Below are 19,371 nucleotides of genomic sequence, written 5' to 3'. Positions count from 1 at the left end.
CGTGCGGAGGGCACTGGGGCTCATTTCTCCCTGAACCTCCGGAACGACTTCGTCGAGAACTTCGACGCGAACCACCTGGGCCACGCCACCGACCTGCGCATTCCCCGGTCGACCTTCTTCGTGGCCTCCCAGAACTCCCTCACGGTCTGCTCGCTTGGCTCACCCGGGGCGAACACCAGCCAGTCGGCCTCGGTCGAGACACCGATCGGATCCGCCTTTCGGGCGGCCTTCGGGAAGTCCTCCACCAGTTGCTGGGCCTGCTCGGAGCGGGTGGCCGAGGCCGAGGGCGAGCGCCCCAGGTCCCGCGCCCGGTCCACGAGTTCCGACCAGGCCCCGGCCACCCGGTTGGCCATCTCGGGGGCGTTGCGGCGACGGGAGCGACGACGCAGCTTGAGGCCCACGATGAGCGCGATCGGGACGACGACGGTGACCAGCGGGATGCCGGTCAGCGCCACCCAGACGCCGATCTGCCCCCAGTCGATCGTCTCCTCCTGGACGGGCGGTTCGCCCTGGCCGACGGGCAGTTCCTCGTCCGGCAGCGGCGGCTCGGGATCCTCCGGCGGAGGCGGCGGGTTCTCGATGTGAGGCCTCGGCTTCGGCGGCTGGGGCGCGTCGTCGTCCTCGAGCGTGCGGTCCCGTGGCGGCGTCGGGTCGAACACCACCCAGCCGTACTCGTCGAAGTGGACCTCCGTCCAGGCGCCGACGTCGGCCCCGGTGATGACGGGCGAGTTGCCAGCGCGGTAGCCGTAGACCACGCGGGCGGGGATCCCCAGTTCGCGGGCCATCAGGGCCATCGCCGTTGCGTACTGCTCGTCGTCGCCGACCATCTCCTCGGGGGTGGCGATCAGGGTGAGCAGCCGGGCCGCCGAGTGACCGGAGAGGGAGAGGACCTCGTCGGCCTGGCCGTGGCTGAAGTAGCCCAGCCCGAGGTTGGTCTCCAGCGCCAGTGCCTGCTCGCCGGCCGACGAGAGCCCATCGCCCCACTCGTGGGCGAGGTTGCGCAGTTCGTCGGGAACGCCCTCGACCGCGGGAAGCGCGACGCGGCCGGCCGAGGCCACCTTGATCTGCTCGTCGCTCGGGCGTTCGGGGCGGATGAACGCCAACGAGTAGGCGTCGCCCTCGGTCACCCCGATCGGCGTCACGCCGGTGCCCGAGCCGCGGTTGTAGAAGAAGTTCTCCCCGAGGGCCACTGACCGGTCCCCCGTGAAGCTGATCTGGGTGGTCCTGCCGACGGTGGGCACCCACACGCCGTCATAGGCGCGCACGCGCACCCCGGCGTGGCCGACGGTGCCCGGGGTGTCGTCGGCGATCCACTGCCCCACCCGGGTGAACGTGGTGCTCTCCACGGCGTCGTCGGAGGTGGTCGCGACGCGGAAGCTGAGCCCGTCGTAGGAGTCCATGGTGGCCACGCGCAGGATGTCGCCCTGCACCAACCCGCTCACCTCGAACAAGGTGGTGTCCTCGTGCTTGGTGATGTTGCCGCGGAACGCCTGCAACGGCGAGGCGAACTGCTCGAGCTCGATGGGCGGCTGGACCGCCTGCCGGAGAGTGGTGCGGGCGGCCTCCGGCTGCAGCACCGGCAGCGCCAGCCAGGTCAGGCCCCCGGCGGCCAGCAGCGTGGCGAGCGCCAGGACCAGCCGCACCGGCCGCATCCGCTGGGAGCGACCGGTCAGGGACTCGCGCAGGTGTGCACGGCGGTAGCTCGTCCAGACCAGGACGACAACGAGGAAGACGGCGCCGATCAGGATCGGGCGGTAGACGACGCCGGCACCCAGCGCGGCGGCGGCCAGGTAGCCGGCGGCTGCGGGCAGCCAGGCCAGCGCGGGGAAGCGGGTGCGCAGGGAGATCCCCATGCCGATGACCCCGACGAGCAGCGCGATGATGCCGGCGGGGGCGAACAGGTTCGCGGTCTCGCCGATGGGAGACTGCAGCGTCAAGAGGTCCCGCCAGGCGGTGACCGGCGCCAGCAGCAGCCCGCGCAGGGAGCGAAGCGTGGGCACCACCATCGCGATCCCGGCCGACGGCATCACGAACAAGGTGCCGAGCGAGAACCAGGCGACGACGCACGCGGCGGCGGTGAGGCCGACGCGCCAGTGCCGCCACGCGGCGAGCAGGGCGATCCCCATGCCGGTGAGGCCGAAGCCGCCGACGGTGACCGCCAGCCAGGGCGACTGGTAGAGGGACCGCAGCACGGCAGCCACCAGGGCGAGCAGGACCAGCAGTCCGAGGGCGTCGACGAGCACCCAACGGGCCCGGTCGGCACCGCGGAGCGAGTCCCACGGGCTGCGGGCGGGGACGCCCGCCGAACGGCGTGGGGTGGAAGCGGTGGCGGTCGTCATTCCATCGCCCTTCGCAGCGCACGCGGCAACTCCTCGAGGGAGCCCACCTGCAGCACCGTGACGTTGCCGGCGGTGCGGACCCGCAGGCCGGATCCCTCGTCGACGCGAATCCCGATGACGCGGGTGTCCACGTCGAACAGCGAGCACGCGCGGCGCAGGGCGGTCATGCTCGACGAGGAGCCGGTGACCACCATCGCGATGGACGCGCCGGGCTCGCGGCGGCGGGTGGTGTGGACCAGGTCGGCGATGCCGCCCCGGGCGGTGAGCTCGACGGTGCAGAGCTCGTCCAGCGCACGGGTGGGGGTGAGCGCCACCAGGGTCTCGGTGGACGTCAGCGTCGCCAGCGGGCTCTCCCCCAGCAGCGTGGCGACCGCGATCGAACCGGCCGCGGAGACGCCCAGTTCGAACTCGTCGTCGTCCAGCCAGGAGGACCGTCCGGTGTCCAGCGCGACCACCACGCGTGACATCCGGGACTCCTCGAACTGGCGCACCATCAACTCGCCGGCGCGGGCCGTCGAGCGCCAGTGGACGTGGCGTCGGTCGTCACCGGGCGCGTAGGGGCGCAGGGCGTGGAAGTTCATGTCGGCCGCTGAGATGTGGGCCGAGGCGTGCCCCTCGAGGTCGTGCACGAAACCTGTCTGGCGCCCCGGGAGGGAGACGGTGCGCGGGTGCACGAACAGCTCCATGGAGCCGGTCCACCTGGTCTCGCGGCCCGTCAGCGCGAAGGGGTCGCCCTGCACCGACTGCGCCGGGCCGATGACGACGACTCCGCGGCGGTCGGTGGGGATGTGGAAGGGCTCCGACATCACCTCCCCGGGGCGCAGTCCCGGCACGGAGAAGCTCGCCGCCCGGTCCCCCACGGGCAGGTCGAGGCGCGAGCCGAGGTGTCGGCGCTGGGCCTGGTTGAGCACCTGCAGCACTCCCCCCGCCGGGGTCCCGACCACGACGGAGTGCTCGTCAAGGTGGAGCCGGACGGCGAAGTTGGGGGTTCCGATAGTGAACAACAGGCACAGCAACACCACCACGACGGCGGCCACGCCGGCCACCTTGAACTCGGTCCAGCCGAGGGCGACGCCGACCACCAGCGCAACGATGCCGCCGAACAGCGTGACCCAGCCGGCGGTCCGCATGCCGGTGACACGGTTCAGCGCGCGGTAGGCGTTCCGGACGCGGTCGAGCGAGGGCGGCTCGACCGCCTCGGGCGCCTCCCAGCGGTCGGTTGCGAGTGCGGGCGCGGCCATCAGGCGGTCTTGCGCTCCGTCGGGGGCGGCACGGAGCCGATGACGTCGGCCATGACGTCGACGGCCTGGACCCCGTTGAACTCCGCCTCCGGGTCCAGGATGATCCGGTGCGCCAGGCACGGGATCGCGAGCATCTTCACGTCGTCGGGCACGACGAAGTGGCGGCCCTGCGAAGCGGCCCAGACGCGCGTGGTGCGCACCAGCGCCAGCGCGCCACGGATCGAGACGCCGAGCCGCACGTCGGTGGCGTGCCTGGTGGCCTCGGTCAGGCGGGCGATGTAGTCGAACACCGAGGACTCGATGTGGACCGACCCGGCGAGCTGGCTCATCTCAGCCACCTGGGAGGTGGGGATGATCGCCGGCAGTGCCGTGGAGCGGGGGCGGGAGCCGCCGGTCGCGAGGATCCGCATGGTGGCCTCGTGGTCCGGGTAGCCGAGGGTGGTCTTCATCAGGAAGCGGTCCAGCTGAGCCTCCGGCAGGCGGTACGTGCCGGCCTGCTCGATGGGGTTCTGGGTGGCGATCACCATGAACGGCTGGCCGGTGTTGTAGGAGACGCCGTCGACGGTCACCCGGTTCTCCTCCATCACCTCGAGCAGCGCCGACTGGGTCTTGGGCGAGGCCCGGTTGATCTCGTCGGCGAGGACGATGGAGGCGAAGATCGGACCCTGGTGGAACTCGAACTCACCGGTCTTCTGGTCATAGATGGTGACGCCGGTGACGTCGGAGGGAAGCAGGTCCGGGGTGAACTGGATGCGGCTGTTGGTCCCCTGCACGGTCTGGGCGATCGCACGGGCGAGCGTGGTCTTGCCCGTGCCCGGGTAGTCCTCGAGCAGGAGGTGCCCCTCTGCCAGCATGCACGTGACGGCCAGGCGCACCGCCTCGGTCTTGCCGAGGATGACGCGCTCGATGTTGTTCACGATGCTGCCGAAGGTCTCGCCGAACCAACGCGCTTGTTCTGGATTCACTTGGATATTCCGCCTTCCGAGCTGTGCATGACTGGTTCAGTTGGACCACAGGGTCTCACGGTCGGAGCCCCCGCTGAAGTTCACGTTGTTGCAGACCACGTCGAGATTGACCGCGGTGATGTACCCGGGGACGGGGTTGCCCTCAGCGTCCGTGGGCTCTGTGGGGAAGGTCTTTGAGAACGAGCTGGTGGTCCACTCCGCCACCACGTCCCGACCGTTGTAGGCAGCGCAGGACAGCGCCCCCTGGACTCTTGCCAGATCAAATGTGAGGACCTTGGTGGTGTTGTTCCACGTCCCGTGCATGAGTCTGGGCACGGTCAGGGAGTCGGCCGACTCGAGGTTCTGGTCGCCGCCGTAACGGACGCCGAACACTACCGTTGTCCCTCCCCCAACCGCACCGTTGTCGACGACGAATGCGTACGTGTTGGTCCAGCCGTCGGGGTCGCAGGCCTTCCACTCGTCGGCAACTGCACACTTGTAGCGGTAGCCGTCCAAGTCCCAACCACCGCTCTCCTCCAGGCTCTCGGGACGGTCCATCGCGATGTAGTAGCCTCTCTCCCACCCGAGGTTTCGCAGCGAGGACGCATCCACCCCTGGGAACACGGGCGCAGCGGACCGCGGCATGACATCGTTTTTGCCGACCACGGCGGATGCCCGGTCCCCGACGATGATGAGTCTGAGTTCGACGTCGTAGGTTCGTCCGTTGACCAGACCACCGACGTGCCCGTCGGTTGGGTATGACTGCCATGATCCACCGTTCAGGCGGTACTGCATCTGCGGGTTGGCCTCTTCGCGCCCGGAGAAGTTGGTACGGACGTACATCTGGATGCCTCCGGCAACGGCATTGACGTTGTAAGACTCGATCCTCGGCAACTCCCATGCCGTCTGCCAGTTCGGGGTCGTGGCGGCGGCGCCGTGGCCGGCCTTGTTCCGGGCCGTCACCTGGAACTTGTAGGGCACCTGCCCCAGGCCCTCCACCAGGACCGTCTGCGTTGCGGCACCGTTGACGGGGACCACCTTCGCGAAGTCGGTCCGCGGCCCGGACTGGCCGATGGGCGTCACCAGGAACTCGGTGACCGGGTCTCCGTTCGGCTCGATACCCGCGGCTGCCCACGCCACCTCGAACGCACCGCCGAGGGGGTTCTCCGTGGCGGTCGCGACGATCGACGGCGGGGCACTCGGCGGGGCCGCCGGCCAGTTGACGGCGGAGGCCTCCGAGTACGGGGACTCGCCGGCCTTGTTGCCCGCCAGGATCTTGAACCGGTACCGCGTGCCGTTGGTGAGCCCGGTCCAGGTGAACGTGGTGGGCGAGGGCGCGAGGCCGGTGCGCTGGTCCACCTGGTTGCCCGCCTCGTCCAGGAGGGCCAGGGTGTAGCGGTCGACGGGGCTGCCCGGGTTGGACGGGTTCTCCCACGTCGGCGGGCTCCAGTTGACGATCAGCTGCTGGTCGCCGAAAGCGACGATGGGGGCGGCCGGGGCGTTGGGCCTGACGTCCGGCGTGTACGGGGCCGACAGCGGCGAGGGGTCGGACGCTCCGGCCTGGTTCACCTCCACCACCTGGAACTGGTAGGGCTGCCCGTTGGGCAGGCCGGTCACGGTGCAGGTGGTGCTCGGGCACTGCGTGCTGGCGACAGTGGCGCCGGAGGCGTTGATCGCCACGACGTTGCGGCTCATGATCTCGAAGCCGTTGGAGGAGCCGGGCGTGTAGGTGAACGTCACCTGGCCATTGCCGGCCACGCCGTCGCGGGGGGCGCCGGGCCTGCTGGGGACGTCCTTGACGGTCACCCGGATGGTGCCGTCGACGCGCCGGTTGGGGTCCTTGGTGGCGTCCTCGATGGTGTAGCTCGCAGTCAGGGTGCCGACGAAGCCGTCCGCCGGACGGATCACCACGGAGTCGCCGTCCGTGCTGGCCGTACCCGCACCGTTGATCACCCGGGCGCTGCCGGGCACCAGGGTGAGGCTCTGATCGGTCAGCAGGTTGGACTTGTCGTTGAGCAGGACCGCGACAGGGAACTCCGAGCCGGCGATCGCCTCGTCGACCACGTCGGTGACGGCGGTGGCCAGCGGCCTGGTGGAGGAGGTCACCTCCAGCTGGATGGTGAAGGGCGTGCGGGCGTTGCTGGCGTCGATCACCTCGGCGCTGATCGTGCGCCGGGTCCCCGGCGGCGTGTCCACAGCGGTGCTGGCGTACAGCTTGCTGCCGTCGCCGGACACGTTCCACTCGATGCTCTGGTCACCCTCGCTGTGGGCGAAGTTGTCGAAGTAGAAGCTGTCCCCGTCCGGGTCGCGGAACAGTGGCATCAGGTCGATGCGGGCGTCCCCCTCGCCGGGGCCGACGAGCAGGTGGGGTTGGCTGCCGATCAGTTCCGGGGAGGACTTCGCCGTCTCGATCTCGTCGGCACCGCCGTCGGGGCGATTGGGCGCCGGCAGCACCTTGACGGGGACGGAGACGTAGGCGCGCTTGGCGCTCTTGTCACCCTCGGCCACGACGTCGGCCACCTCGAAGACCACCGAGGCGGGACCCTCGTAGGCCAGGTCCGGGGTGTACTCGATGCGCTGGGCGCCGGGCAGGGCCCTGCCGTGGGTGGCCGAGACGCTGTCCACGCCCGTGAGCCGCACCGTGCGGCCCGCGGTGCCGGCGACCAGGCCGTTGATGTCGATGGGGCTGGGCTGCCCGGCGACGGCCTCGAGCACGTAGTCGGGATCGCGCAGGACGGGCACGGAGTCGTTGCGGCCCGGCAGCAGGATGAGCCCGATGTCCGAGTTGCCCTCGGCGTCGGTGACCACGTAGCGGATCTGCTGCATCCGGTCCGTGACGGGCGCGGTCACCATCCGGCCGTCGTCGCTGGGGCGTGCGGCCTCCTCCTCCGGGACGCCGTCGGTGGGAACGGAGATGGTCAGCTCCTCCCGCGGTCCGTCGGGGTCGAAGTCGTTGGCGAGGGCGTCCACCTCGACCCAGTCCTTGCCGATGACCGCGGACACGGACACCAGGTCGTCGCGGGTCTCAGGTGCCAGCAGCGGAGCCTCCGGGTCCACCACCACTGTGAGGTCGCCGGAGCCGCTGGCGCCTCGGCTGTCCTCGATGTAGTACTTGCCGACGTAGGTGCCGGGTTCCTCCGGTGCCAGGAACGTGATCTCGCGGTCCTCCACCACCTCGACGTCCGGGATGCCGTCGATCTCCACCGGGTCGGAGGCGGTGTAGCCGATCCCGTCACCGTCGACATCGACGTCATTGCGAAGCGCCGGGATCTGGACGTGCCTGCCCGGGCGGGTCCGGATCTCGTCCGGCACGCCCGTGGGGGCGCTGTTGTCGGGACCGGCGGGCGCGACGCCCACCCGGATCTCGCCGGTGCCGATGGCGCCGAAGGCGTCGATCACCTGGTACTCGAACACGTCGGTGCCCTCGGAGCTGGGGAACGCCTCGTAGCTCATCCAACCGTCCCCGGTGGCCAGCACCCGCCCGAGCTGGGGACCGGAACCGAGCCCCACCAGACGCACGGCGTCACCGTTGGGGTCGATGCCCTCGAGCGGGATCGCCAGGCGCGACGTCGTCCCGGCCAGGACCCGCTCCACCACCTGGCGGGGCACGGGTGGCTCGTTCTGGGCGTCCTCGCTCACGATGGTGACGCGCAGCTGTGTGGAGGCGATGGCGCCGTCGGCGTCCCTGATCTGGTAGGTGAGGTTGGTGTTGGCCGCCTGCGCGCCCGCGGGCACCGAGACGTTGATGAACTGGCCGTCGATCCAGGCCCGATCCTCCAGCGGGTTCTCCACCAGCTCGTCCAGCGTCAGGGCCAGGCCGATCGGCGAGGAGTCGTTGGCGAGGACGTTCACGGCCTGGGTGCTGCCGGCGCGGACCCGGACCTCGTCGCGCTCGGCGAGCGGCTGGACGCTGCCCGTGGTGGGCGTCGGGATCACGATGATGGTGCCCAGCACGGAGTGCTTGCCGTCGCTGAGGCGGTAGTTCAGGGTGACCGGCGCCTCCGGCGTGTGCTGGGCGGTGATGGTCACCAGGTGGCGCCGCTCGAGCACCACCTGCAGCCCCGGCTGCTGGCTGACCGACTGGACCACCAGGACGTCGCCGTCCTCGTCGGTGTCGTTGAGGACGGGGTCCACCACGACGCTGCCGCCGGGCGGGAGCAGCGCCACGTCGAGGGCGGCGACCGGGGCGTGGTCGGTGGTCTCGGCGCGGACGTCGATGCGCACCAGTCCGAGCGCGATCGGGCCGTTGGATACCTTGTAGGTGACGTAGTACGTGCCGGGGGTCTCGGCGTTGAAGGTGAACCAGCCCTCGCGGTAGTTGGGCTTGGTGACGCAGCCGCAGTCCTCGGCCACCTCGATCTCGGTGAGCGCCAGGTTGGCGCCGACGTCGTTGGCCAGGGGGTCGATGGTGACGGTCTTGCCAGCGGTGGCGGTCTCGAAGTCGCCGTAGGCGATCGGCGCGACGGTGTCGTCGGTGACCACGACCACCATCTCCCCCTCGGACTCGGCGTAGCCGTCCGAGACGCGGACGTTGACGGTCTTGGTGCCGGTGGTCTTGCCGATGTCCAGGAACGTGACCTGGCCGTCGGGGGTGAAGCTGACCTCGTCCTCGGCCTCCGGCGGCAACCACGCGTCCACCAGGATCAGCGAGTCGCCCTCCGGGTCCCGCCAGTCCAGCAGGACACGCTTGGTGACGGTCTGGCCCAACTGGATGGTGATGGGCTGCGCCAGCGAGTGCTTGAACGGGGCGTTGTTCTCCAGGTTCGGGTCCGCGGGGAGCACCCGCACGGTCACGTTCGCGGAGTCCTTGCCGCCGCGGCCGTCGTCGACGGTGTAGCTGAACGTGAGCGTGCCGGTGGTCTCGAGGTCCACCGTGATCTGCAGGCCGGAGCCGCCGCGCACGGTCTGCAGGGTGGCGCCGGTGAGTTCGGCCGGCGCGCTCACCGTGAGGACGTCGCCGTCGGGGTCGGTGTCGTTGTCCAGGACTGTGAGGATGGTGGAGCGGCCGGCACGGGCCGCGAGGGTGTCGTCCTGCGCGATGGGGTCCTGGTTGGGCTGGGAGCGGTCCGGCGGGATGATCGTCTCGGTCTGCTGGATGTCGTCGACCTCGTCGTCCTGCGGCGGCACGACTCGCTCCCAGTCGGTGATCCGGAGCATGTCCTTGTCCACCATCCAGATGGTGCCGTTGGCGGCGTCGTTGAGGGCGACGGTGCTGCGGTTCACGATGAACGAAAGCAGCGGGTCGCCACCGAGCCCGGGGATGTCGCGGACCAGCGGCTCGGCGCCGCGGCACTGCTTGACGAACTGCTCCCCGAACACGGCGTAGACGCAGTCATGCACCTGAACCGGTTGCACCGGGGCGCCGTCGAGCTGGCCGCTGAGGGAGCGGGGGCCGTCGGGGGTGAGCGCGATCAGTCCGGCCTGCGTGGCGTAGATCGCGTCGGCGTTGTCCTGCCCGCCCAGGGCGTCGGGCGCGGCCGGGACCAGTTCCGCGGTGGAGGCGCCGGAGACCTCGAACACGTCGTCGGTGCCCTCCACCCAGATCCGCCCGGACTGGCGGTCCAGCACGACGGCCTGGTCGCCGACGGCGCTGAGCGCGACCGAGCCGATGTCGCCGCTGAGGGTGAACGGGAGGGCGGTCTCGACGGTGCTCTCGGCCCCGGAGCGCCGCACCAGGACCGAGCGGTCCACGTCGAGGCCGATCACCGCGCCGGAGGCGGTGAGCGTGGCGGCGCCGAACTCCCCCACCTCGAGGTCGGCCTTCTGCTTCTGGAAGTCGTAGGCCAGGACCGTCTCGGGGCCGCCGTACCAGACCCGCCCGTTGTCGCTGTTGACCACCAGCAGGGTGCCGCCGGCGAGCTGGACGTCGGCGTCGCTGGGCAGCTGGACCGGGGACTCCATCCGGTTGCGCGCGGGGTTGTACTGCACGAGGGTCGAGGACCGCAGGCCGTGGACCAGCACGAGGTCCTCGTCCTGCAGGATGGCGAACTCGGAGTCACCGACGGCGGTGGCCGCGGCGAGCTCGTCGATCTGCGCGTTGACGCTGCCGATCAGGCCGGTGTCCCGCTTCGCGGCATAAACCGTGCCCTCGTCGAGGTGGACGTCGGCCTGCACGAGGCCGGGGCTGAGGAACGCGAGCACGCCGAGCGCCACAACCAGCAGGCCCACCGTGATGGCCTGCCAGGAACGTCGCACGAAACGCCCGACGAGTCGGGCGCTCCGGGAGAGGTGCTTCTCGGACTGCTCCTGCTGCTCGGCCATGTCCCCGGTCAGCCTCGCGGGGGTTCGATCCGCAGCGAGACACCGTCGCCGAGGTCGAGGATGGTACCGAGTTCGACCTGGACGGTGTCTCCGTTGGCGAGCACGAACGGCTGCTCACCCACCGGCATGACGGTGGTGCCGTTGGTCGAGTGCAGGTCGGTGACCACGATGCTCCAGTCCCGGGTGGAGACCAGCACGTGGTTGCGGGAGATGTCGCTGCTGGGGCTCGGGACGCGCATCAGGTACGAGCCGGCCGGGGCCTTGCTCGCATCCGGGGACCGCCCGACGAGGACGCCCGCGACGATGTCTGCGAACTCACCCTTGTTGCTGTGCACGCCTGCGAGGGCGGGCCGGCGGATGAGGCGCGCGTTGGAGGAGTCGACGGGGGCCTTGCACAACCTGCAGTGCCTGGCACCGGGCGCATTCGCGTGGCCGTTGGCGCACGGTACCGCCAGGACCTGCGGGTCGGGGTCGGAGTCGGCGGGGGCCGCGGGCTTGTGCGTCGCCGCGAGCCCGGTGGAGAAGATGGTGCCGCCGTCGTCATCGGACGCGCTCTGCTGCGCGAAGCCGCCGGGGACCACCACTGGACCGCCCGTCGGCGCGGCCGGCGTCGGCGCCGCCGGCGTGGGGGCGACGGGCGGCTGGGCGGACGGGATCCCCGTCGGCGCGGGGGCCACCGGGGCGGCACCTGCGGACAGCGGCGCCTCGGGCTCGGCGGGGGCCTCCATCACCTGCGTGTCGAAGGCCAGTTCGCCCGTGCCGATGGCATCGGCGTCGGCCGACGGCTGGGCCGTCGGCGACTGGGGCACCTCAGGCAGCGGCGACGCCTCTGGCGCTGGCGCCGTTTCATCGGCAGCCGCCGGCTCCTGTTCAAGGGTGTTCTCGGTCTCCGGCTCGGCGACCGTCCCGGCCTCGGGCTCGGGCGACGGCTCGGGCTCGGGCTCGGGCTCGGAGGTCGGCTCGGGCTCGGCTTCTTGGGCGGTGACCGGGACTCCGACCGCGGCGGCTGCCGGCTGGGCGGGGGCGGCCGGCTCGTCGGCCTCGACCTCGGGGGCGGAGCGGCGGGGCCGTGGGCGGACCCCGAGCACAGGGATCCTGGGGACCACGCCGAGCTGCTCGTTGCTCGGGAAGCGGATCTGCTCATCAGCGTGGGTGGTCAGGTAGATCGCAGATGCGGTGACGGCGCCGACGACAAGGGGCAGCTGCAGGACGGCGTCCTGGTCCACCGGTTCCATGTCGATGCGCAGGTGCCGGTCCGCGCCGAGGTTCTCCTCGCGCCAGGTGACGGTCTGCTCACCGTCGACGGCGATGGCACCGGTGTCGGTGTCGGTCACCTTGATGCGTCCCCTCGCGACGCCGTGGAGGCCGTTCGCGTCCCAGAAGAACGCGCCGAAGTCCGGCATGCTGTCGAGGCCGTAGGAGTTGAGCAACTCCAGCAGCCCGTCGACCGAGCGCGCGTTCGCGATGTCCGCCCACAGGCTGTTCACGAGACCGGACATCCGCGCGGGAGCGGGCAGCATCACGACGAGCATCGTGGGACCGGACAGCACCAGCCAGTTGCCGGGCGTGTAAGTCACGCGCCAAGCGGCCATTGGCAGAGTCATTGGTGGGTCCTCCCGGTGCAACTGTTGCATTTGATCTGTAGAAAAGGTTACGAGATGAGGTGGTCAGTCACCACACGAACTCCTCCCCCGCAACGGTCAGGAGTGCCCGAGGCTCGCTGCCATCCGTCGCACGCCCTCGGTGATCAGCTCCGGGGATGTGGCCACGTTCATTCGCACGAACTGCCCGGCAGCACTGTCGAAGTCCGTCCCGAAGTTGAACCTCACCCTACCAACGGTGTGGAAGTGCCTGCCCGCGTGCTCGAGGCCCAGGTCGCTGCAGTCGAGCCAGGCGAGGTAGGTGCCCTCGGAGGGCTCGTACGGCACCTGCGGGAGCAGCCGCTCGAGCTCGGAGCGGAGGTGCAGCTTGTTCTGCGCGATCTCGTCGCTCGCCTGTCGCAGCCAGTCGCGCCCACCGTCGAGGGCGGCGCTGTGCGCCTCGATGGCGACGTGGCTGGCCGACTCGGCCACGTGCCCGGGCAATCCGTCGAGAACGTCGTGGGCCTCGCTCCCCGCCACCAGGACCGCTGCCTTGAGCCCGGCGAGGTTCCACGACTTCGCGGCCGAGGTGACCACGACGGAGCGCTCAGCCCCCGGCACCGAGGTGAAGGGGACGTGTGCGGCGCCCGCGAGGGGCGCGTGGATCTCGTCGGAGATCACGGTGACGTTGTACTGCGCCGCCAGCGCCGCCACCGTCTCGAGCTCGGCACGGGTGTGGACCGTGCCGTTCGGGTTGTGCGGCGAGCACAGCAGGTAGGCGCTCGGGCGCTCGGCGGCGAAGGCCTCGGCCAGCGCGTCCAGGTCCAGCCGCCCCGCGGCCGTCATCGGCACCTCGACGAGGCGGCGTCCGCTGCCGCGCACCACCGCCCGGAAGGGCGGGTAGATGGGCGGGTTGACCACGACGGCGTCGCCGGGCTCGGTGGTGGCCAGCGTGAGCTCGCGCATCCCGGACATGACGTCACCGGCGAGGCGGATGTCCCGGGCGGGGTCCAGCTTCCAGTCCCACATCCAGTCCGCGAAGCTGGCGAACGCCTCCTGGTAGACCGGCAGTTCGGGGTAGCCGAAGTCGCCTTCGGCGATCAGCTGCTGGAGCCGCTCGGCCACCGCGGGCACGGTCTCGACGTCCATCTCCGCCACGAACATCGGCAGCACGTCCGGCTCCCAACGGGCCCACTTGATGCTCCTGCGGTTGCGCAGCCGTTCCAGTTCAACGGAGAAGATCGCCATGGCCCCATCCTGCCCGAGGAGGGTGCCCCAGCCCCATTCGTACCGGCCCGGTCCGTCAAGCCGCTCGCGAACACCGCTTCCGGCGTCGGGTCAGCTTTCGGCGGCCAACCGTGCCATCGCGGCGGCCTGCTCCTCGGCGCTCACGCCCGGGCCGTCCCAGGTGATCGGGAGTCGCTGAGGCAGACCCACCTCCTCCAGGAGGAACCGCGGCAGCTGCGAGGCGAACCGAGTCAGGAAGCGAAGGTAGGCGTCGACGTGCTCCGGCCGCCGGGTGCCGGAGGTGGAGACCAGCAGGCAGCCGTTCTCGAACCAGCAGTCCGCGAAGTGCGGGACCTCGTTGCCCATCAGCCACGTCATCATGCGGGGGTGGATCACGTCGTGGGCGAACCGTGGCGAGTCGGAGCGGACGTTCCACTCGCGGTTGAACTCCGCGTTCTCGAACGTCAGGTCGCTGGTGAACGTGCGGGTGGCCCAGTTCTCCCGGGAGAGGTTCAGGGCGGGGAAACGGCCACCCAGCTGCAGTACGTCGACGTGGTAGTGGTGCGTCTGGCGGTTCTTGCCCGACCCCGTCGAGTACTGGTACTCGAACCCTTGGACTGGGAGCCCGTCGAAGCGGCCGTGGTAGCCGAAGAAGGCCTTGCGGCTCGACCCCCGGTTGAACGGACCGCCGCGGAAGGCGCCCACCACTTGGGGCACCTTCTCGGCGAAAGTCCAGTTCCGCGCGCGGCTCCAGTTGCTCCACAACTTCTTGCGCCGGGCGTGGTGGACGAGGCCGAAGACCAGCGCCGCGACGAAGATCAGGAAGAACAGGACGGGCATGACCAAGCCGAAGTCCATCAACGACACCTCCATTTGTTCTGCTGCGTTTCCGCGCCTGGACCGATCAGCCGCAGCACCTCCAGACTAGGGCTTGCCCGTGCCACCGCGTCCGCCGCCGGGTTGTCGCGACTTGACCTCTCGCGCATACTTGGAGGCGTCGCAAGGCGTCCGATGGGGCCATCACCCCGTAGCCGCCGGAAGAACAGCCCCTGGCCCACTAGAACCGGCAGCGACGAGAAGCAAGCGGGACGCCACCCCTGTGGCGGCGTCCAAGGAGGGTGGTACCGCGGGCCCCGGCTCGTCCCTTCACCGATCACGATCGATCAAGATGAAGAGGACCACATGACCACCCGCGGCTACAACTCCGTCCCGGCCTCCGTCGACTTCCCTGCCATGGAGCGCGACATCCTGCGCGCATGGGAGCAGGAGGGCACCTTCGACGCCTCCCTGGCGGCCTCCTCCGGCGGTCCGCGCTGGACCTTCTACGAGGGTCCGCCCACGGCCAACGGCATGCCCGGCACCCACCACATCGAGGCCCGGGTGTTCAAGGACGTCTTCCCCCGCTTCAAGACGATGCAGGGCTTCCACGTGGAGCGCAAGGCGGGCTGGGACTGCCACGGCCTGCCCGTGGAGCTCGCCGTCGAGAAGGAGCTCGGCTTCTCCGGCAAGCCCGACATCGAGGCCTACGGCATCGAGGCCTTCAACGCCAAGTGCCGCTCGTCGGTGCTGCGCCACGTCGACGCCTTCGCCGAGCTCACCACCCGCATGGGCTACTGGGTGAACATGGACGAGGCCTACGTCACCATGACGCCCGAGTACATCAACTCCGAGTGGTGGGCTCTCAAGCAGATCTTCGACAAGGGCCTGCTCGAGGAGGACTACCGCGTTGCGCCCTACTGCCCGCGCTGCGGCACCACCCTCTCCGACCACGAGCTGGCCCAGGGCTACGAGGACGTCCACGACCCGTCGGTCTACGTCCGATTCCCGCTCACCAGCGGTCCCCTCTCCGGCGAGGTGGACATGCTGGTGTGGACGACGACGCCCTGGACGCTGGTTTCCAACACCGCCGTGGCCGCCCACCCGGACGTGGCCTACGTCGTCGGCTCCAAGGAGGGCGAGAAGCCGCTGCTGGTGGCCGAACCCCTGTTCGACAAGGTGCTGGGCGAGGAATGGACCCGAGGCCAGTCCTTCTCCGGGCGCGAGATGGAACGCTGGTCCTACCAGCGGCCGTTCGAGCTGGTGGAGTTCCCCGCCGGCGAGGAGGCCCACATCGTGGTGCTGGCCGAGTACGTGACCACGGAGGACGGCTCCGGCCTGGTCCACCAGGCTCCCGCCTTCGGTGAGGACGACATGGCGGTCTGCCGCGCCTACGGGCTGCCGTTCGTGAACCCCATCGGCCCCGACGGCACCTTCGCCGCGGACGTCCCGCTCGTCGGGGGACAGTTCTTCAAGACCGCCGACGAGGCGCTGGTGGCCGACCTGTTCGCCCGCGGCCTGATGTTCCGCAAGCTGGACTACCTCCACAGCTACCCGCACTGCTGGCGCTGCCACACCCCACTGCTCTACTACGCCCAGCCCTCCTGGTACATCCGCACCACGCGCATCAAGGACCAACTGCTCCGCGAGAACGAGGCGACCAACTGGCACCCGGAGAACATCAAGCACGGCCGCTTCGGCGACTGGCTGGACAACAACGTCGACTGGGCGCTGTCCCGATCCCGCTACTGGGGCACGCCGCTGCCGATCTGGCGAAACGTCGAGGACCCGCAGGACCTCATCAGCGTCGGGTCCATGGCCGAGTTGGGCGAGCTCAGCGGGCGCGACCTGTCCGAACTTGACCCCCACCGCCCCTTCATCGACGACGTCGTGATCGAGCGCGACGGCGCCACCTACCGGCGCGTGCCAGAGGTGATCGACGCCTGGTTCGACTCCGGCGCGATGCCGTTCGCCCAGTGGGGCTACCCGCACGTCCCGGGCTCGGTGGAGAAGTTCGAGCAGAGCTACCCGGCGGACTTCATCTGCGAGGCCATCGACCAGACCCGTGGCTGGTTCTACTCGCTGATGGCGGTGGGCACGCTCGTGTTCGACAAGTCCTCCTACAAGGACGTCGTGTGCCTGGGCCACATCCTGGCCGAGGACGGCCGCAAGATGAGCAAGCACCTGGGCAACATCCTGGCCCCCATCCCTCTGATGGACGAGCACGGCGCCGACGCGGTGCGCTGGTTCATGGCCTGCGCCGGGTCGCCGTGGTCCGCGCGCCGGGTGGGCCACAACACCATCCAGGAGACGGTCCGCAAGGTCCTGCTCACCTACTGGAACACCGTCGCCTTCCACACCCTGTACGCCAACGCCGGAGAATGGACCCCCAGCGGCCAGGCACCCGCCGTGGCCGATCGGCACGTGCTCGACCGGTGGCTGGCCTCGGAGACCCAGACGCTCGTCTCGGGAGTGACGGCGGCACTGGAGGCGTTCGACACCCAGCACGCCGGCAACCTCGTCGCCGGCTTCGTCGACCACCTGTCCAACTGGTACGTGCGCCGTTCCCGGCGTCGGTTCTGGAACGCCGAGCCGTCGGCACTGTGGACGCTGCACGAGACCCTCGACGTGCTGACCCGGCTGATGGCGCCGATCATGCCGTTCGTGACCGAGCGGGTCTGGAAGGACCTGTTCGCGGTGACCGACCCGGAGGGTCCGCAGTCGGTCCACCTCGCGACGTGGCCCACCGCCGAAGAGTCCCTGGTGGACGCCGAGCTCTCTACCGCGATGGCCGTCACCCGACGGCTCGTCGAGCTGGGCCGCTCCGCCCGGGCCGAGTCGAAGGTGAAGATCCGCCAGCCGCTCAGCCGGATGCTGGTCCCGACCGACGCGCTGCGCAGGCTGACCCCGGAACTGGTGGACGAGATCCGCGCCGAGCTGAACATCCAGCACGTGGAGACCTTCGCGTCTGCGGGAGACCTCGTCGACTTCTCCGCGAAGGGCAACTTCCGCAACCTCGGGCGCCGGTTCGGAAAGCAGACGCCGCTGGTGGCGGCCGCGATCGCAGCGACCGACGCAGCGCGGCTGGCCTCCGAGCTGCGGGAAACCGGCGAGACGTCGGTGGAGTTCGAGGGCGAGGCCATCTCCCTGTCCTCCGACGACGTGATCCTGACCGAGCGGCCGCGGGAGGGCTGGTCCGTGGTGAACGAGCAGGGCGAGACCGTTGCCCTCGATCTCGAGCTGACGCCCGAGCTGGTCCGCGCCGGCCTCGTGCGCGAGGTGATCCGCACCGTCCAGGAGGCCCGCAAGAACGCCGGCCTGGACGTCTCGGACCGGATCAACCTCACCTTGGCCGCTTCGCCGGAGCTCGCCGTCGCCATCGCGGAGGGCTCGCAACTCATCCGCGACGAGGTGCTGGCGCTCACGCTGGACCTGGCCGACACCCTTCCCGACGCCACCCACACCGACGACGATCTCGGCCTGGCGGTGCGGATCCAGAAGGCCTGAGTCCACGCCCCTGAGGGGGTGTGACCACGGTGAGCGACACGCCGCGTCGGGGATCTGCAGTGCCCTGGCTCGGCACCTCGATCACTGTGGTCACCACCGCGTTCTCCGCATCCCTCGCCGCGATGCTGACTGTCGGCTCCCTGACCACCTCTCGGGCGTCAACGCTGTGTCGTTCGTCTGCGGAGTGCTTGAATGACCCAGTCCACGCACAAGCCCGAGGAGGCCCGCCATGGCCAGACTGCCGAAGTTCAACCTGCTGGTCTGGGTGGTGATCGCGATCGCCCTGGGCATTGCACTCGGCTCGTTCCTCCCCGAGGTCGTCGTCAGGCTGTTCATCACGTTCAACGGCCTGTTCGGCAACTTCCTCGGGTTCATCATCCCGCTGCTGATCGTGGGGCTGATCACGCCGGCGATCGACGAGCTCGGCAAGGGTGCGGGCAAGTGGTTGGCCGTCACGGCGGGCATCGCCTACACGTCGTCGGTCATCGCAGGGCTGCTCAGCTGGGGCACCAGCATGATCGCCTGGCCTCGGCTGCTGACCGGCAACGACGTCTCCGAACTGGCCGACCCCGAGTCGGGTCTCGTGACGCCGTTCTTCACGGTCGACATGCCTCCGATGTTCCAGGTCATGACGGCACTGGTGTTCGCGTTCGTCGTCGGCATCGCCCTGACGCGGTTCGACGCCCCGGCCCTGCACCAGGTGTTCGCGGACTTCCGTGAGGTCATCAACATCGTGATCAGCAAGGTGATCGTCCCCCTGTTGCCCCTCTACATCTTCGGCATCTTCATGAACATGACCTTCGCAGGCCAGATCTGGCAGGTCATCCAGGCGTTCTTCTGGGTGGTGCTCATCGTCTTCCTACTGACCGTCGCCTACATCGTCATCCAGTACGCCGTAGCCGGCGCGATCACCAAGAAGAACCCGTTCCGGCTCATTCGGGCCATGCTCCCGGCCTACGCCACGGCCCTCGGCACCTCCTCGTCGGCGGCCACGATCCCCGTCACCCTGCGCTCGGCGATCAAGGCCGGGGTCTCGGAGAACGTCGCATCGTTCGTCATCCCGCTGGGGGCCACCATCCACCTGGCCGGTTCGACGATCAAGATCACCGGCTTCGCGCTGGCGATCATGGTGATGTTCGGGATGGAGATCCCGCCCGCGGCCATCTTCGGGTTCATCCTGCTGCTCGGCATCGCCATGGTCGCCGCGCCGGGCGTCCCCGGCGGCGCCATCGTCACCGCGGCCGCGCTGCTCGAGACCCAACTCGGCTTCAGCCCGGAGCAGGTGGGGTTGATGATCGCCACCTACATCGCGATCGACTCTATCGGGACAGCCGCGAACGTGACGGGCGACGGCGCGATCGCGGTCATCGTCGACAAGCTGGCCGGCCATCCCGGCCATCGCGACCTGGGGCTCCACCTGCCCGAGGAACTCGAGCCCGAACCCGACCCCGCCTGA

At 69.9% G+C, this 19,371-nt stretch carries 9 protein-coding genes; 2 read left to right on the top strand and 7 right to left on the bottom strand.

Features of this window, described 5'->3' with window-relative positions:
- Positions 1-20 precede the first annotated feature (20 nt).
- The 7 genes from FOJ82_RS11300 to FOJ82_RS11270 form a co-directional block, all read right to left on the bottom strand.
- Positions 21-2,339 carry a transglutaminase-like domain-containing protein gene (locus FOJ82_RS11300; RefSeq protein WP_143938583.1) on the bottom strand — a complete coding sequence of 773 codons (2,319 nt, stop codon included), beginning with the start codon at positions 2,337-2,339 and terminating at the stop codon, positions 21-23.
- Positions 2,336-3,580, bottom strand: a complete 1,245-nt coding sequence (locus FOJ82_RS11295; protein ID WP_143938582.1) for a DUF58 domain-containing protein — start codon at positions 3,578-3,580, stop codon at positions 2,336-2,338. The genes FOJ82_RS11300 and FOJ82_RS11295 overlap by 4 nt, the downstream gene beginning before the upstream one ends.
- Entirely contained in the window at positions 3,580-4,545 is a 966-nt protein-coding gene (locus tag FOJ82_RS11290; RefSeq protein ID WP_246099850.1) for an AAA family ATPase, read from the bottom strand. The genes FOJ82_RS11295 and FOJ82_RS11290 overlap by 1 nt, the downstream gene beginning before the upstream one ends.
- A gap of 36 nt (positions 4,546-4,581) precedes the next feature.
- Positions 4,582-10,785, bottom strand: coding sequence for a fibronectin type III domain-containing protein (locus FOJ82_RS11285; protein ID WP_143938580.1), 6,204 nt, complete (start codon positions 10,783-10,785; stop codon positions 4,582-4,584).
- Positions 10,786-10,793: 8 nt separating this feature from the next.
- Positions 10,794-12,389 carry an FHA domain-containing protein gene (locus FOJ82_RS11280; protein WP_143938579.1) on the bottom strand — a complete coding sequence of 532 codons (1,596 nt, stop codon included), beginning with the start codon at positions 12,387-12,389 and terminating at the stop codon, positions 10,794-10,796.
- A gap of 96 nt (positions 12,390-12,485) precedes the next feature.
- Complete coding sequence (locus tag FOJ82_RS11275) at positions 12,486-13,613, bottom strand: MalY/PatB family protein (protein WP_143938578.1); 1,128 nt, start codon at positions 13,611-13,613, stop codon at positions 12,486-12,488.
- Between the two features lie 90 nt (positions 13,614-13,703).
- A complete protein-coding gene (locus FOJ82_RS11270; RefSeq protein WP_143938577.1) occupies positions 13,704-14,450 on the bottom strand; it encodes a hypothetical protein in 747 nt (248 codons plus the stop codon).
- A 324-nt stretch (positions 14,451-14,774) separates the two neighbouring features.
- On the opposite strand from FOJ82_RS11270, the gene ileS reads away from it, so the two are divergent.
- Together ileS and FOJ82_RS11260 are read left to right on the top strand one after the other, a co-directional pair.
- Complete coding sequence (gene ileS / locus FOJ82_RS11265) at positions 14,775-17,915, top strand: isoleucine--tRNA ligase (RefSeq protein ID WP_143938576.1); 3,141 nt, start codon at positions 14,775-14,777, stop codon at positions 17,913-17,915.
- 229 nt (positions 17,916-18,144) lie between these two features.
- On the top strand, positions 18,145-19,371 hold the full coding sequence (locus tag FOJ82_RS11260; RefSeq protein WP_143938575.1) for a dicarboxylate/amino acid:cation symporter: 1,227 nt from the start codon (positions 18,145-18,147) through the stop codon (positions 19,369-19,371).

The organism is Tessaracoccus rhinocerotis (assembly GCF_007197885.1).
Taxonomy (GTDB): Bacteria; Actinomycetota; Actinomycetes; order Propionibacteriales; family Propionibacteriaceae; genus Arachnia; species Arachnia rhinocerotis.
The sequence above is the reverse complement of the archived record's forward strand: the minus strand, read 5'-3'. Positions and strand labels throughout refer to the sequence as shown.

Excerpts from the sequence above, each read along its gene's own strand:
- FOJ82_RS11300 (WP_143938583.1), bottom strand. The coding sequence starts at position 2,339 with ATGACGACCGCCACCGCTTCCACCCCACGCCGTTCGGCGGGCGTCCCC.
- FOJ82_RS11295 (WP_143938582.1), bottom strand. The coding sequence starts at position 3,580 with ATGGCCGCGCCCGCACTCGCAACCGACCGCTGGGAGGCGCCCGAGGCG.
- FOJ82_RS11285 (WP_143938580.1), bottom strand. The coding sequence starts at position 10,785 with ATGGCCGAGCAGCAGGAGCAGTCCGAGAAGCACCTCTCCCGGAGCGCC.
- FOJ82_RS11280 (WP_143938579.1), bottom strand. The coding sequence starts at position 12,389 with ATGACTCTGCCAATGGCCGCTTGGCGCGTGACTTACACGCCCGGCAAC.
- FOJ82_RS11275 (WP_143938578.1), bottom strand. The coding sequence starts at position 13,613 with ATGGCGATCTTCTCCGTTGAACTGGAACGGCTGCGCAACCGCAGGAGC.
- FOJ82_RS11270 (WP_143938577.1), bottom strand. The coding sequence starts at position 14,450 with ATGGACTTCGGCTTGGTCATGCCCGTCCTGTTCTTCCTGATCTTCGTC.
- ileS (WP_143938576.1), top strand. The coding sequence starts at position 14,775 with ATGACCACCCGCGGCTACAACTCCGTCCCGGCCTCCGTCGACTTCCCT.
- FOJ82_RS11260 (WP_143938575.1), top strand. The coding sequence starts at position 18,145 with ATGGCCAGACTGCCGAAGTTCAACCTGCTGGTCTGGGTGGTGATCGCG.